Annotated in this window: 17 protein-coding genes; 3 read left to right on the top strand and 14 right to left on the bottom strand. The window is 64.0% G+C overall.

The window, feature by feature from the left end:
* Positions 1–20: 20 nt before the first annotated feature.
* From flgH to motA, 14 genes are all read right to left on the bottom strand, one after another.
* Positions 21–716 (bottom strand): flagellar basal body L-ring protein FlgH, encoded by a 696-nt coding sequence (gene flgH / locus IF809_RS08875; RefSeq protein WP_453982227.1) that lies wholly within the window; start codon positions 714–716, stop codon positions 21–23.
* Positions 717–1,490 (bottom strand): MotE family protein, encoded by a 774-nt coding sequence (locus tag IF809_RS08880; RefSeq protein WP_462837392.1) that lies wholly within the window; start codon positions 1,488–1,490, stop codon positions 717–719.
* A 67-nt stretch (positions 1,491–1,557) separates the two neighbouring features.
* Positions 1,558–2,688, bottom strand: a complete 1,131-nt coding sequence (flgI, locus tag IF809_RS08885) for a flagellar basal body P-ring protein FlgI (protein ID WP_462837393.1) — start codon at positions 2,686–2,688, stop codon at positions 1,558–1,560.
* On the bottom strand, positions 2,685–3,161 hold the full coding sequence (flgA, locus tag IF809_RS08890) for a flagellar basal body P-ring formation chaperone FlgA (protein ID WP_462837394.1): 477 nt from the start codon (positions 3,159–3,161) through the stop codon (positions 2,685–2,687). Before flgA ends, flgI begins: the two co-directional genes overlap by 4 nt.
* Before the next feature lie 13 nt (positions 3,162–3,174).
* Entirely contained in the window at positions 3,175–3,966 is a 792-nt protein-coding gene (gene flgG / locus IF809_RS08895) for a flagellar basal-body rod protein FlgG (protein ID WP_128964461.1), read from the bottom strand.
* An 18-nt stretch (positions 3,967–3,984) separates the two neighbouring features.
* Positions 3,985–4,314: a flagellar hook-basal body complex protein FliE gene (locus tag IF809_RS08900; protein ID WP_462837395.1), complete on the bottom strand. Its 330-nt coding sequence runs from the start codon at positions 4,312–4,314 to the stop codon at positions 3,985–3,987.
* A gap of 2 nt (positions 4,315–4,316) precedes the next feature.
* Positions 4,317–4,733: a flagellar basal body rod protein FlgC gene (flgC, locus tag IF809_RS08905; RefSeq protein WP_128964459.1), complete on the bottom strand. Its 417-nt coding sequence runs from the start codon at positions 4,731–4,733 to the stop codon at positions 4,317–4,319.
* An 11-nt stretch (positions 4,734–4,744) separates the two neighbouring features.
* Entirely contained in the window at positions 4,745–5,125 is a 381-nt protein-coding gene (flgB, locus tag IF809_RS08910; protein WP_453995638.1) for a flagellar basal body rod protein FlgB, read from the bottom strand.
* Positions 5,126–5,210: 85 nt separating this feature from the next.
* Complete coding sequence (gene flhB, locus IF809_RS08915) at positions 5,211–6,296, bottom strand: flagellar biosynthesis protein FlhB (RefSeq protein ID WP_462837396.1); 1,086 nt, start codon at positions 6,294–6,296, stop codon at positions 5,211–5,213.
* 13 nt (positions 6,297–6,309) lie between these two features.
* A complete protein-coding gene (locus IF809_RS08920) occupies positions 6,310–7,350 on the bottom strand; it encodes a flagellar motor switch protein FliG (RefSeq protein WP_128964456.1) in 1,041 nt (346 codons plus the stop codon).
* A gap of 2 nt (positions 7,351–7,352) precedes the next feature.
* Positions 7,353–7,727 (bottom strand): flagellar motor switch protein FliN, encoded by a 375-nt coding sequence (gene fliN, locus IF809_RS08925; RefSeq protein ID WP_128964455.1) that lies wholly within the window; start codon positions 7,725–7,727, stop codon positions 7,353–7,355.
* Positions 7,728–7,799: 72 nt separating this feature from the next.
* Positions 7,800–8,114, bottom strand: a complete 315-nt coding sequence (locus IF809_RS08930) for a hypothetical protein (RefSeq protein WP_462837397.1) — start codon at positions 8,112–8,114, stop codon at positions 7,800–7,802.
* A complete protein-coding gene (locus tag IF809_RS08935; protein ID WP_128964453.1) occupies positions 8,095–9,036 on the bottom strand; it encodes a flagellar motor switch protein FliM in 942 nt (313 codons plus the stop codon). The genes IF809_RS08930 and IF809_RS08935 overlap by 20 nt, the downstream gene beginning before the upstream one ends.
* The gene (motA, locus tag IF809_RS08940; RefSeq protein WP_453995632.1) at positions 9,033–9,929 is read right to left on the bottom strand and encodes a flagellar motor stator protein MotA; all 897 of its coding nucleotides are present in this window, start codon (positions 9,927–9,929) and stop codon (positions 9,033–9,035) included. Before motA ends, IF809_RS08935 begins: the two co-directional genes overlap by 4 nt.
* 142 nt (positions 9,930–10,071) lie before the next feature.
* Between motA and IF809_RS08945 the strand changes: the two genes are divergently transcribed.
* The 3 genes from IF809_RS08945 to fliI are packed head-to-tail and all read left to right on the top strand — an operon-like array spanning position 10,072 to position 12,957.
* Complete coding sequence (locus IF809_RS08945) at positions 10,072–10,863, top strand: DUF1217 domain-containing protein (RefSeq protein WP_462837398.1); 792 nt, start codon at positions 10,072–10,074, stop codon at positions 10,861–10,863.
* A gap of 3 nt (positions 10,864–10,866) precedes the next feature.
* Positions 10,867–11,595, top strand: a complete 729-nt coding sequence (gene flgF / locus IF809_RS08950) for a flagellar basal-body rod protein FlgF (protein WP_462837399.1) — start codon at positions 10,867–10,869, stop codon at positions 11,593–11,595.
* Positions 11,596–11,631: 36 nt separating this feature from the next.
* Positions 11,632–12,957, top strand: coding sequence for a flagellar protein export ATPase FliI (gene fliI / locus IF809_RS08955; RefSeq protein WP_462837400.1), 1,326 nt, complete (start codon positions 11,632–11,634; stop codon positions 12,955–12,957).
* Positions 12,958–13,422 lie beyond the last annotated feature (465 nt).

Here is a 13,422-nt window from a genome sequence, read left to right on the forward strand (position 1 = left end):
GCTCCCACGACGATCCAGCCTCAGAACGGTGCCACGGCATCATAGATCCGATGTCCCCATCCCGGCTGCTGCACGTCGGACAGATTTCCGCGACCGCCGTAAGATACGCGCGCCTCGGCGATCTTTTCGTAGGAGATCGTATTGCCGCGCGAGATGTCGCGTGGACGCACGATGCCGCCGACGTTCAGCACACGCATTTCCGTATTAACCTTGAATTCCTGCGAGCCGCTGATCATCATATTTCCGTTCGGCAACACGTCGGTGACGATCGCGGCGATCGAGAGCTTGATGTCCTCGGCGCGGTCGATCTGGCCGTTGCCCTTGATCTGGGTGTTGGTCGAGAGGTTGGCGTTGGCCTGACCTGTGTCGCTCCATCCGGCGACATTCATCAGCCAATCGAGCCCGAACTTGATCTGCGAATCGCGCGAACGACCGGTCTTGTTGTCGAGCTTCGCCTTGTCCTGCATCGAGATGATCACCGTCACGACGTCGCCGGTGTGCCGGGCGCGCGGATCGCGGTACAGATCGGTGCCGTCGTCCCAGGTCGAGCGATAGCTCACGGGCGTGCGGACACGCGGCGTTACCGGAATCGGATCGGCCTGCGACCTCAAGCCACTACCGACCGGCGACACCTGCGGACCGGTCAGGATCTCCGCCGGATCGTGCGAGCATCCGGCAAGAAGCACGAGCGACAGGATGAGGATCGGCGTCTTCATTCACTTGGTCTTTCCGTCGTCCACGCGACGCATTCCGCCGAGCAGATCGGCGAGATGGGCCGCGCGTGACGTTTCCATCTCGTTGAAGATCGCGCTCGAGCTTCTCGGGCTGAGCTTTGCGAGCACCGCGGCGGCGGTCTCGTCCGCCATGCCGGCGATCTGGGTGGCGGCAGCGTCCGGTTTCATCCGCGAATAGATCTCGACGACGCTCGCCTCGGCCTTCTTCAGGAAGTCGTCGCGTAGCGCCATCCATTTCTCGTATTCGGCCCGCTTCGCCTCGACTTCGGCGATCCGCTCCCGTAGCTGGGTCTCGGCCTTCTCCAGCTCTTTCAATTGCCAGGCGAGCCTGGCATCGACGGCAGGATCCGCTACGTTGCTACAGAACAGCGCTATCTCGTTGTCTGTAGGCGCGACTGCTTGCGCGGGCGCTGGCTTCGGCGGCGCCGCAACGCTGCCGGGCTTCACCGGACGCGTCGGCACAGGCGGTGGAGCGGGAGTGGCGGCCGGCGGCGGCGGCGGAGCCTCCGGCATCGGCACGGCGCCGGTGGTCGCGGGTCCCGAATCCTCGGCCGCCCACGCGCTTGCCCGGGTGTTATCGCCTGGGGCCGATGCATGCGGCTTCTGCGGCCCGGGCGCGCGGGCGCGCGCGAAGGACAGCAAGTTGAGCGGCTTCGACGGCTTCGGCTCGTCCAGCGCCAGCGCCGGCAATGTGCCCGCGAGCGCGAACATTGCTGCGAGGAGAAGAAGTTGCGCTTTGTGATCCAGCTTCAGCATCGGGTCGCGTGCGATTCTCGGTCGAGACCAGAGCATTGAGCGACCAAGCTTGCACGACGCTTATGCATCATTGCACGATGACTTCGGCCTGCAGCGCGCCGGCCGTCTTGATCGCCTGAAGGATCGCGATGATGCCAGACGGCTTCAGTCCGATCTGGTTCAACCCGCGCACGAGGCGCTGGAGATCGACGCCGCTCAGGATCGCCACCTGCGATCCCGCCTCGTTGGCCTCGACGACCGTCTGGGGCACGACGACCGTCTGTCCTTGGGAGAACGGCGCCGGCTGCGACACCACGGGCAGCTCGGTGACGCGGACCGTCAGATTGCCATGCGTGACGGCGACCGTCGAAATCCGCACGTCGCGTCCGATCACCACCGTGCCGGTGCGTTCGTTGATCACCACGCGCGCCGGCGTATCGGGTTCGACGGTCAGCTCGCCGATCTCGGCGACGAAGCGGACCGGACCGACATAGCGCGGCTTGGACAGCACGATGGTCCGGTAGTCGCGCTCGAAGGCGATCTGGGACCGGTAGCGGCCACCGGCATAGCGATTGACGGCATCGAGGATTCGCGTCGCGGTGACGAAGTCGGGGTTCTTCAGCTCCAGCACCAGGAATTCCATTTCATGGAGGCTTCCTTGCACCTCACGCTCGACCAGCGCACCGTTCGGAATGCGGCCCGCCGTCGGCGTGCCCTGGCTGACGTTCTGCGCCTGGCCTCCGACGCTGTAACCGGCGACGGTGACCGCCCCCTGCGCCACCGCATAGACTGCGCCGTCGGCCGCGCGCAGCGACGTCATCACCAGCGTGCCGCCGAGCAGCGACGTTGCATCTCCGAGCGACGACACCGTCACGTCCATCCGTTCGCCCGGCCCGATCGACGGCAGCAGGTCCGCGGTCACCATCACGGCCGCGACGTTGCGCGTGCGCAGAGTCGTCGGCCGCGGCGGATTGGTGGTGCTGGTCGTCTCGTTCCGAACGTTGATGCCCATGTTTTCGAGCATCGACTGGAGCGACTGTTCCGTGAATGGTGCGTTGCGCAGAGTGTCGCCGGTGCCGTTGAGGCCGATGACCAGGCCGTAACCCACGATCTGGTTTTCACGCAGCCCCTTGATGTCGGCGATGTCCTTGATGCGGACGGCAGCCTGGGCGCTGGCGGCGGAAAGAATCAGGATGAGGGCAATCAGCAATCTGGTCATGAACCGTCCGCGACCTTGACTGTGCCGTCCGCCTGGACGATCGCCCTGATGATCACGCCTGTGTCAGTGTTCCGCACGGTGATGAGCGAGCCGGGCGCGCCGGATTGCATGGCTGAACCGTAGGTCACGATTGACAGGCCCGAGTCTTCGACCACGACCTTGACCGTGGCGCCACGGGCAATGGTCCAGGGATCTTCCACCGAATTGGTCGGAATCGGTTGCCCCGGCAGCAGCGCTCGCCTCGCCATGCGGCCGACCAGCACCTGACGGCCTTCGATGAACAGGGCGACACCGAGCACGTTCGGCGCAAAGCTGCGCTCGATGATCATGTCGTCCTTGATCAGCTCGCCGGCGCGGATCGCTACCGCCGGCACGGGAAGCCGCCGCTCGTCCGCCGCGGCAAGCCGCCCGGAGACGAGCACCAGCAGCGCGGCGGCCAACCCGCGCGCGATCAGGCCCACCCAGTTCAACATCGATATACCAGAACTAGCGACTGAGATTCTTCGACACCGTCTGCGCCATGTCATCCGACGCCTGGATCACCTTGGCATTCATCTCGTAGGCGCGCTGCGCCGAGATCAACTCGGTGATCTCCTTGACGGGATCGACGTTCGAGGCCTCGAGATATTGCTGGTTGATCTTGCCGTAGCCGGCATCGCCCGGGAGGCCGACGACCGGCGTGCCCGACGCCGTGGTCTCGCGATAGAGATTGCTGCCCAGTGGCTCGAGGCCGGCTTCGTTGGCGAAGTTGGCGAGGTTGATTTGGCCGATCTGCCGCGGATTGACTTCGGTGTCGAGCTTGGCGAAGACCTGCCCGGTCTGGTTGACGGTGACCTGCACCGTTCCTTGCGGCACCGTGATGTTGGGGTCAAGCAGGTAGCCGTCGATCGTCACCAGCTGGCCGTTGGCATTGGTGTTGAACGAACCCGCGCGGGTGTACTGCACCTCGTTGTTCGGACCGAGCACCTGGAACCAGCCGCGACCGTTGATCGCGAGGTCGTAGGGATTGCCGGTCTGAGTCAGCGCGCCCTGGATGTGCAGCTTGCGAATCGCTGCCGACTTGACGCCAAGGCCGAGGTTGGCGCCCTCCGGGATCGGCGAGGAGCCGTTGACATTCGCGACACCCTGCATGCGGTCCATCTGGTAGAACAGATCGGTGAACTCCGCACGCGCGCGCTTGAACGACGTCGTGTTGATGTTGGCGATGTTGTTCGCGATGACCTCGATATTGGTCTGCTGGGCATTCATGCCCGTGGCCGCGATGGCGAGCGATTTCACTATCGTCACTCCTTCAGATCAAATCGACATGCGAACGACTTCTTGGTAGGCCTGCACGACCTTGTCGCGGACCGCGACCGCCGTCTGCAGGGCCTGCTCGGCCGACATCAGCGCCTCGACGACCTTTCGTGTCGATTCCTTGCCCTGCATCGCCGAGATCGAGGCCGCCTCACCCGCCTTCAGCGTCCCGATGGCGTCCGTGGTCACCTGCTTCATCACGGAATCGAAGCCGAGGTCGCCAGCGGATTGAACCGCAGACGTCGCCGTCGGCGCGATGGACTGTGTTTCGGTGGCGCGGGAGGCCGCCTGCCCTGCCGTGATCGCGGTGGACGAAATTGCCTCAAGCATTGTCAGCTCCTCAGGAGATCGATGGTCATGCCGAGCATCGACCGGACCTGCTTCACGACCTGGAGATTGGCTTCGTAGGACCGGTTGACTTCCCGCATGTCCGCCATCTCGATCATCATGTTGACGTTGGGCATCTTGACGTAGCCCGCCTTGTCGGCCGCCGGGTGTCCCGGGTCGTACTCGACGCGATAGGGCGTGGTGTCGACACCGATTTCCTTGACCTTGGCCAGCTGCGTGCCCGATGCGCGATCCATCGCCGCATCGAACGTGATCGTCTTGCGCTGATACGGATCCGCACCGGCCGTGCGCCCCGTTGAGCTGGCATTGGCAAGATTTTCCGAGACGATGCGCATGCGGGTCGATTGCGCTTCGAGCCCGGAGCTCGCAACCGTCAATGAAGCCGAGAGAGGGTCAAGCATGTCAGTTCACCTCAGACCTTCGCACCTGTCAGAATCATGCGGTTGAACGACCGCACGATCGCCGAATTCATCGAGTAGTCGCGGTTGACGTCGTTGCCCTTGATCATCTCCTGCTCGAGGCTGACCGAGTTGCCGGAATGGACGACGTCCCAGCTGTCCTTCTTCGCCGTCGCGCGCGTATCGGTTTCGGCCGGAGACAGCTGCATATGCGCGGGCGACGTCGTCGCGAGCCTCACCGGCATTCCGTCGAGCACCTTGTTGAACGGCTCGACGTCGCGCGCCTTGAAGCCCGGCGTATTGGCGTTGGCGACGTTGGTGGCGATGGTCGATTGGCGAAGCTCGAGCCAGCGCGCTTGCGACGATGCGAGTTCGAAGAGATAAAGCGGTCCCACGACGGCCCCATTATGGTTCGTTGCAAAGAACCCTAGGGCGTTAAGCTTTCGTCAAGCTGTTGCGCGAAGCAGCATCCTCCGAACTCTACCGCACCTTCTCGGGTCGCGGCGTCTGCTTCGACTGGAGGAAGTAGATGATCTCGGCGACCGGGCGGAAAAATTCGGCCGGGATCACCTGATCGACCTGCACCGCCTCGTAGAGCGCGCGTGCGAGAGCCTTGTTCTCGATCACCGGGATCTTGTTCTGCTCGGCGACTTCGCGGATCTTCAACGCGACCAGATCCATGCCCTTGGCCACCACGAGCGGTGCGGGATTCTCCTCGCGCTGGTAGCGCAGCGCGATCGCGAAATGCGTCGGGTTGGCGATCACCAGCGTCGCGCGTGCTGCGGAGGAGATCATGCGCTGGCGAGAGCGGTCGCGCGCCAGCGAACGCAGCCGCGCCTTGATCAACGGATCGCCCTCGGCCTGCTTGTGCTCGTCCTTGATCTCCTGCTTGGTCATGCGCAGCTCGCGCCGCCAGTGGAAGCGTGCCCAGGCAAGGTCGATCGCGACCAGCACGATGGTCGCGATGCAGATCGCCGATACGATCCGCATCGCGATGGTGAGGATCATCTCGGGCAGCGCAACCGGATCGGTATACATCGCCTCGAACGCCCTCGCCTCCGACGATCGCAGCACGAAGCAGACGACTGATGTCACCGAGGCAAGCTTGAACACCGACTTGGCGAATTCCACGAGACCCTGCGTGCCGAAGATGCGGCTCCAGCCGCTGGCCGGCGAGATGCGCGAGAAGTCCGGCATGATGCGATCCAGCACCAGACGGGGCGTATTCTGCAGCAGCGAGGCCGCAAGCCCGAACACCGCCAGGATCACGACAAGAGGCACCAGGAACCGCAAGGCCTCGAGGCCTACCACGGTAAGAAGGTTCTGCGCATCCGCCGCGGTCCTGAGCCGAAAGCCGCCAGGATCGTCGATGAAGCCCATCAAGGTCGGCGTCAGCTGCTGCACGCCCTGTCCGATCAGGAACGCCTGAATGACCATCAGTGCCGCCATGGACGCGAACATGGACGCCTCCCGAGAGACCGGGATCCTGCCCTGTTCGAGCGCATCGCGGACTTTCTTCTCGGTCGGCTCTTCTGTTTTGCTCTCCTGGTCGGATGTCTCTGCCATGCCGGTTCAGCGGTCAGCGGAAGACCAGCTCATCCTCCTGCTCGGGGTTGAGCTCGATTTCACCCTTTTCTGCGAGGTCGAGAGCGAGGTCGGTGATCACGCGTCGGGCCTCCAGCACGTCGCGCTGGTTCGACGGCTCGCCGATTGCCAGCTCGTGCTCGACGACGCGACGAACGCGCGAGGCGACGGACGACAGGATCAGCTCGCGGAACTGCTTGTCGGTCCCCTTCAGCGCAATGACGATGCGATCGGTCGGCACCTGATCGAAGATCATGGTCCGCGCCTTCGGCGTCAGGTTGACGACGTCGTCGAAGGTGAACAGCAGTTCCTTCAGCACCTCCGCCGACTTCGGCCGCTTCTCCGACAGGCTCTTCAGCATGTCCTCGATATGGCCGCGCTCCATCTTGTTGATGATGTCGGCGACGCGGGCGTAGGTGTCGGCTCCCAAATTGCGAGCGAAATTCAGAGTCAGGTCTTCGTGCAGGGTCTTCTCGAGCACCTTCATCGCGTCATCGACGATCGGCTTGAGACTGAGCACGCGCCGCATCAGCTCGTTGCGCAGGCTCGACGGCAACTGGCTCATTACCTTGGCGGCGCAGGACGGCTTGACCTTGGACAGGATCAGCGCCGCGGTCTGCGGATGCTCCTTGGAGAGATAGGTCGCCAGCGAGTTCTCCGACACCGACGAGACGCGGTCCCACACCGAGCGGCTCGAATTGCCGAGCAGGTCCGACATGATCGCCGTGACCTGGTCAGCCGGAAGCACATCGCCAAGCACGGCTTCGAGACCGCCGATCGTGCCGAGAATGTTCGCGCCCATCGAGAATTGCTGGGCAAACTCCTCGACGATCGCCTCCAGCTCCTGCGCCGTGATCGGCCGCAGCTCAGCTGCGGCCTTGGTGACGATGCGAATGTCTTGCGGCTCGAACTGCGCGAGCACGCTCGCGGCCGCCTGGCGGCCCATGGCCAGCAGCAGCGCCGCGACCTTTTCCGTTCCGCCGAGCGTGGCAACGCCTCGCTGCTTGATGGGAGCGATGCCGACCTGTGCCGCCATGGTCAGGAATCACTCTGCCCCAGAGGTCCGACGATCTCGGTCAGCGAGACACCGAAGCGGGAATTGTCCTCTTCCACGACGACCACCTCGCCCCGGGCAACGACGCGGCCGTTGACCACGACATCGACGGGCTCGCCGACGCGATGATCCAGCGGGACCACGGCACCGCGACCGAGCTTCATCAGGTTGGCGACCGGGATCGTCGCCGATCCCAGCACAACCTGCATGGTGACGGGAATGCGCAGGATGGCGTCGACATTGGCGAACTTGCCGGCCTCCTCGGCCGTGCGCGCGGCGATGTCCGCCAGCCGCTCCAGCGAAGACGTCTCGGCATCATCGGATGCAGTTGCAGATTCGTAGTCGAAGGATTGCGCCATTTGGTATCGCCTCTTGGTATTTCCAGTCCCGGAGCGTCGCGACGTTCAGTTCCGTCTTTGGCCGTGCCGGTCCTAATGTTTGTTGGCTTCGGCGCCGCTCACGCTCGCCGCGGGCCGGAGCCCATTGCGCGCATCGAGCGCCGCGATCGCCTCGTGAGCCTGGTCGATCTTCGTGCTCAGCACGTTGGCGAGCCGGCCCAGATTTGCGGTGGAGTCATGCGCCGCGTTGATCACCGTATCGAAGGCGCCTGCGGTCTCGTGGACGATGGTCGAGAACTCGCCCTGGTAGCTGCGCAGCCGCGCCAGCTCGCGGCGCATCCGGGTCACCCGCATGCTGGTGAAGGCCAGCGCAATCAACAACACCGCATCAACGAGATAGGATATCATCGACGAACTCCCGCTTCTGATCGACGGGATCTGCCACCTGCATGGCGTAGTAGCCATCGAGCTGACCGATCTGGCACCAGAACAGCACCTGGTTGTTGCTCTCGAGCCGCGCAAGCGTGCGCGGCGTGGCCTCGAGCTCAAGGACCTGCCCAACCTTGAACTTCACGACGTCCTCGAGGGAAATCATCTTCTCGTCCAGCACCGCGCTCAGCGTCACCTCGGTCCGGTGAACTTCGCTCTCCATCTGCTCGCGCCAGCGCGGATCGGCCGCGCCGCCCTCGCTGACGACGACATGCGCCAGCTTCTGCCTGAGCGGGTTGAGCGCCGAGTGCGGAATGATCAGGAACATCTGGCCGCCGCGATAGAGCGCCTGCAGCATGATGTTCGCGCAGATCGACATGTTGCCGCTGCGCCCGATCGCCAGCGATGCCATCGCGGTCTCGACCCGCTCGACACGGAAACTGACGTTGGAGGTGCCGGCGAAAGCGGTTTGCAGCGCCTTGGCGAACCGTTCGAACAGCGCCTGGACCAGGCGGATTTCGATGTTCGAGAACGAACGCTCGACGTCGAGGGGCGGCTCGGCGCCGTCGGAGCCGAACATCGCCTCGACCATGGTGAAGACGAAGTCGCGGTCGAGCACGATGATGACGCGGGAGTCCCACTGCTCGGCGTAGAGCACGGCAGCGACCGCATTGCCCTCGTAGTCCTTGATGATGTCGCCGACGCGATCGTTGGTGATGCCGTTGACCGAGAAATAGCAAGGCGTTCCGGCCATCGGCTGCAGGCTGTCCGTGCATGATGCCGCCATGCGATCGAAGATCACATTGAGCATCGGCATGCGTTCGATCGAGATGCCGGCCGCGTCCAGCAGATAGTTCGGCAGCTGCTTTCGCTGATCCACCTCGACGTCTTCCATCGTCATGCGCGTGCAGCCTTGGGTTCAGCGTCGGCCACGACGGCCTTGGGGCCTGCGATCGTCTCGTTCTCGACGACGTCGATCGACGGCCGCTCACCGCTAGCGATCATCTTGCGGCCGTGCTCGACCGCGATCTGCGGCATGGCACCGTTCATGAACGCCAGCAGCGTCTGCTTGACGATGATGTAGGGCCGACACTTCTTCTCGCGCGTCATTTTGATCTTCAGCGCGAAGGGGGAAATGATGCCGTAGGACAGGAAGATGCCGGCGAAGGTACCGACCAGCGCCGCGCCGATGAAGCCGCCGAGCAGCTTCGGCGACTGGTCGAGTGCACCCATGGCCTTGATAACGCCGAGCACGGCGGCGACGATCCCGAGCGCCGGCAGCGCCTCGGACACCGTCACCAGCGAATGGTAGGGCGTCAGCTTGCTCTTCACGATGGTATGAATCTCCTCATCCATCAGCGCCTCGATCTCATGGGTGCGCGCATTGCCCATGATGATGAGGCGGACGTAGTCGCAGATGAACTGGAGCAGCGCCGGATCACCGAGCACGCTCGGAAAAGCCTTGAAGATCTCCGAGGACGAGGGATCGTCGATATGCGCCTCGACCTCGTTGCGGCCCTTGCCGCGCAGCTCGCGCATCAGGGCATGAAGCGCTCCGAGCAGATCGAGATAATAGCGCTCACCCGGCACCGCGCCGGTGATGGCCTGCACGCAGGCGACCCCTGTATCCACGACCGTTTTCCAGGGATTGGCCACGATGAAGGTGCCGACTGCGGTACCCATGATGATCACGAATTCCCACGGCTGCATGAGCACGGCCAGGTGCCCGCCCATCGCGGCAAATCCGCCGAGCAGCGCCACCACCGTGATGAAAATCCCCACGAAACTGAGCAACCCGCCACTCCATCGCCGATCCCACCGGGGATATCTAGTCGGCGAGCCTTGCGCGAAGCTGGCTTGCGCATGGCCAGCCCCGCGCAAGCAATTCGCGGCAGCTTGCAACGCGGTCGCAACGACGGCCAAAGGGGCGCGTGCCATGCTATCGACCATCGCGGACTACACCAGAATAACCAGCAACATGGGCAAGTCGATGACCCAGGTCGCGACTGAGCCCGATGTCAGCCGCGAGACCGACTACTTCCTGAGCCATATCGGCAAGGTGAAGACGATCGACGAGTTCCTGGGGGACTACCGGCTGTACTCCTATGCGATGAAGGCCTATGGCCTCAGCGACATGACCTACGCCAAGGCCTTCATGCGGAAGGTCCTGACCGAAGGTGTGTCGAACAAGGACTCCTTCGCCAACAAGCTGAGCGACTCCCGCTACCGCGAATTCGCCACGGCTTTCAATTTCGCCGCAAACGGCGCCAACGCAACTTCGACCACCGCAGCGACCACCGGCACGGCCACCCAATACGTCACGCAGACGATGGAGCAGAACGCCGGCGACCAGAACGAGGGCCTGCGGCTCGCGCTCTATTTCACCCGCAAGGCCTCCTCGATCGGCAATGCCTACCAGATCCTCGCCGACAAGGCGCTGACCCAGGTGGTGCAGACCGCGCTCGGCTGGTCGCCGACCGTCAGCTCCGGCGACATCGATGGCCAGGCCAAGATGATCACGAAGAGCATCAATCTCACGGATTTCAAGGACCCGGCCAAGGTCACCAAATTCGTGCAGCGTTTCGCCGCGATGTGGGATGCGACGCAGGCCCAGAGCGACACCTCGACCAACCCCGCCCTGGTCCTGATCACCGGCGGGTCGACAGCGTCGGCCAGCATGGACACCAACACGCTCACGACACTTCAGAACATCAAGTTCAACAGGTAAGCCATGCAATCGGCTCTTTACGTGGTGTTGTCGGCGCAGGTCGCGCTCGAGAAGCGTCTCCAGACGATCGCCAACAACGTCGCCAACGTCAACACATCGGGTTTTCGCACCGACGTCGTGAAATTCGAGACGGTCCTCTCCAAGGCCGCCGCCAACCCGGTCGCGTTCTCCTCGCCCGGCGAGAACATCATCTCGCGCGAGCAAGGCAACATCACCGAGACCGGCAACCCGCTCGACGTCGCCGTGGTCGGACAAGGCTGGATCGCCTTCGCCGGCCCCAACGGCACGGTCTATACCCGCGATGGCCGGCTCCAGATCGCCCCCAACGGCGACCTTCAGACGGTCTCGGGCTTCCCCGTCATCGATTCCGGCGGCGCGCAGCTCACGCTCGATCCGAACGGCGGTCCGGTCTCGATCTCGCGCAGCGGTGCGATCACCCAGGACAACAACGAGATCGGCACCATCGGCCTGTTCAACATTCCACCCGACGCCAATCTCGACCGCTACGGCAATTCCGGCGTCACGCCCGACCGGCCCGCCACCGCCATCGCCGATTTCAGCCGCGACGGATTCAAGCAGGGTTATGTCGAGGGCTCCAGCGCCAATCCGATGATGGAATTGACGAAACTGATGTCGGCCTCGCGCGCTTTCGACAGCACCAACTCGCTGATCGACGGCACCGAGAGCACGCTCCGGAATGCAATTCAGACGCTGGGCGATCCCGGTAAGTAGACTGCGCCTCGCGCGCAATTTGGGTGGACGGTTTCCTTGAACGCTCTTCGCCAACTCGAGTGGGCGCTGCTCGAACTTCAGCAGAGTACACCGCTGGCCAGCATCAGCGGCGCAATCTCCGAGATCGCGCCGACGCATTTCCGCGTCTCCGGCCTGTCGCGTTCGGTCAGGCTCGGCGAGCTGATCGGCATCAACTCCGGCGGCAAGCCGCAAATCGGCGAGGTGGTACGGATCGACAGCGAAGGCATTGTCGCCAAGCCGTTCGATCGGCACTTTGCCGGCGGGCTCGGTTCGGTCGCCTACCGCATGCCGGCCTTGTCGTTCGCACCGGATCCGAGCTGGAAGGGCCGTGTCATCAACGCGCTCGGCGCACCACTGGATGGAATGGGTCCTCTCACGCCGGGATCGCGGGCCGTCTCGGCCGAGACGGAGGCACCGCCGGCCATGAAACGGGCGCGCGTCCACAAGCCGCTGCGCACCGGCGTGCGCGTCATCGACCTGTTCGCGCCGATCTGCGCCGGCCAGCGCGTCGGCATCTTCGCCGGCTCGGGCGTCGGCAAGTCGACGCTGCTGGCGATGCTCGCCCGCAGCCAGGGCTTCGACACGGTCGTGCTGGCGTTGGTGGGCGAGCGCGGCCGCGAGGTGCGCGAATTCATCGAGGACGTGCTCGGCAACGACCGCGACCGCGCGGTCACCATCGTGTCGACGGGCGATGAGAGCCCGATGATGCGCCGGCTGGCGCCGAAGACGGCAATGGCGGTGGCCGAATATTTCCGCGACCGCGGCGAATCGGTGCTGCTTGTGGTCGATTCGATCACCCGCTTCGCCCATGCCGCCCGCGAGGTCGCGCTTGCGGCCGGCGAGCCCGCGGTGGCGCGCGGCTATGCGCCGACTGTCTTCACCGATCTGCCGCGCCTCCTGGAGCGTGCCGGGCCGGGCGAGGAGGGATCCGGGACCATCACCGGCATCTTCTCCGTCTTGGTGGACGGCGACGACCACAACGAGCCGATCGCCGACACCATCCGCAGTACGCTGGACGGGCACATCGTGCTCTCCAGGCACATTGCCGACCAGGCGCGCTATCCTGCCGTCGACGTGCTGGCCTCGGTCTCCCGCCTCGCCCACAACGTCTGGGATCCCGAGGAGCGCGAGCTGGTGAGCAAATTGCGCACCCTGATCGCCAAATACGAGGACACCCGCGATCTCCGCCTGATGGGCGGCTACCAGTCGGGACGCGATTCCGGGCTCGACCAGGCGGTCGACATGGTTCCGCGAATCTACGACGCCATGCGACAAGATGCCTCTGCTCCGCCGAGCGCCGATCCGTTTCGCGAGCTCAGGGACATGCTCAAGGGCGGCTAGCGGCAGCGCAGCGGCTAGGCGCAAGCCGCGCGTCGCCGCGTGTGACGAACGCGTGTCATCACGAAGCGCGAGCAGCGCAGGCGTTTGATTGTCCCCAATGTTCGCGAAGCGGCTCTCATCCGTTCGGGTGAGACGACGCGCCTCAGCCGGTAAGCCGACGCGTGCGATAGCGGGACACAACACCGAAGCAACCGGCGCGTGCAATCCTTCCGAGTTCCCCTGATGCTTTCTTGGCGCGACCGGAAGCAGATCGCGGAAGTTGTGGATGATTTCCGTGGCCCGCTCGCCTGTCGTGCACAAGCTTCGATCAGGTTGCATCGACAAGAACGGCAATATCCGTGCAATCAGGCAAGCGTAGAACTACGTGCATGCCGGCTTTTAGGCCGTGTATTGCGCTCACCATCATGTGTCCTGAAGATCGCGATTGTCTTGAACTTTACATTCCACTGCAACGACATCCGATCT

The sequence above is a fragment of the Bradyrhizobium sp. UFLA06-24 genome (genome assembly GCF_054967145.1).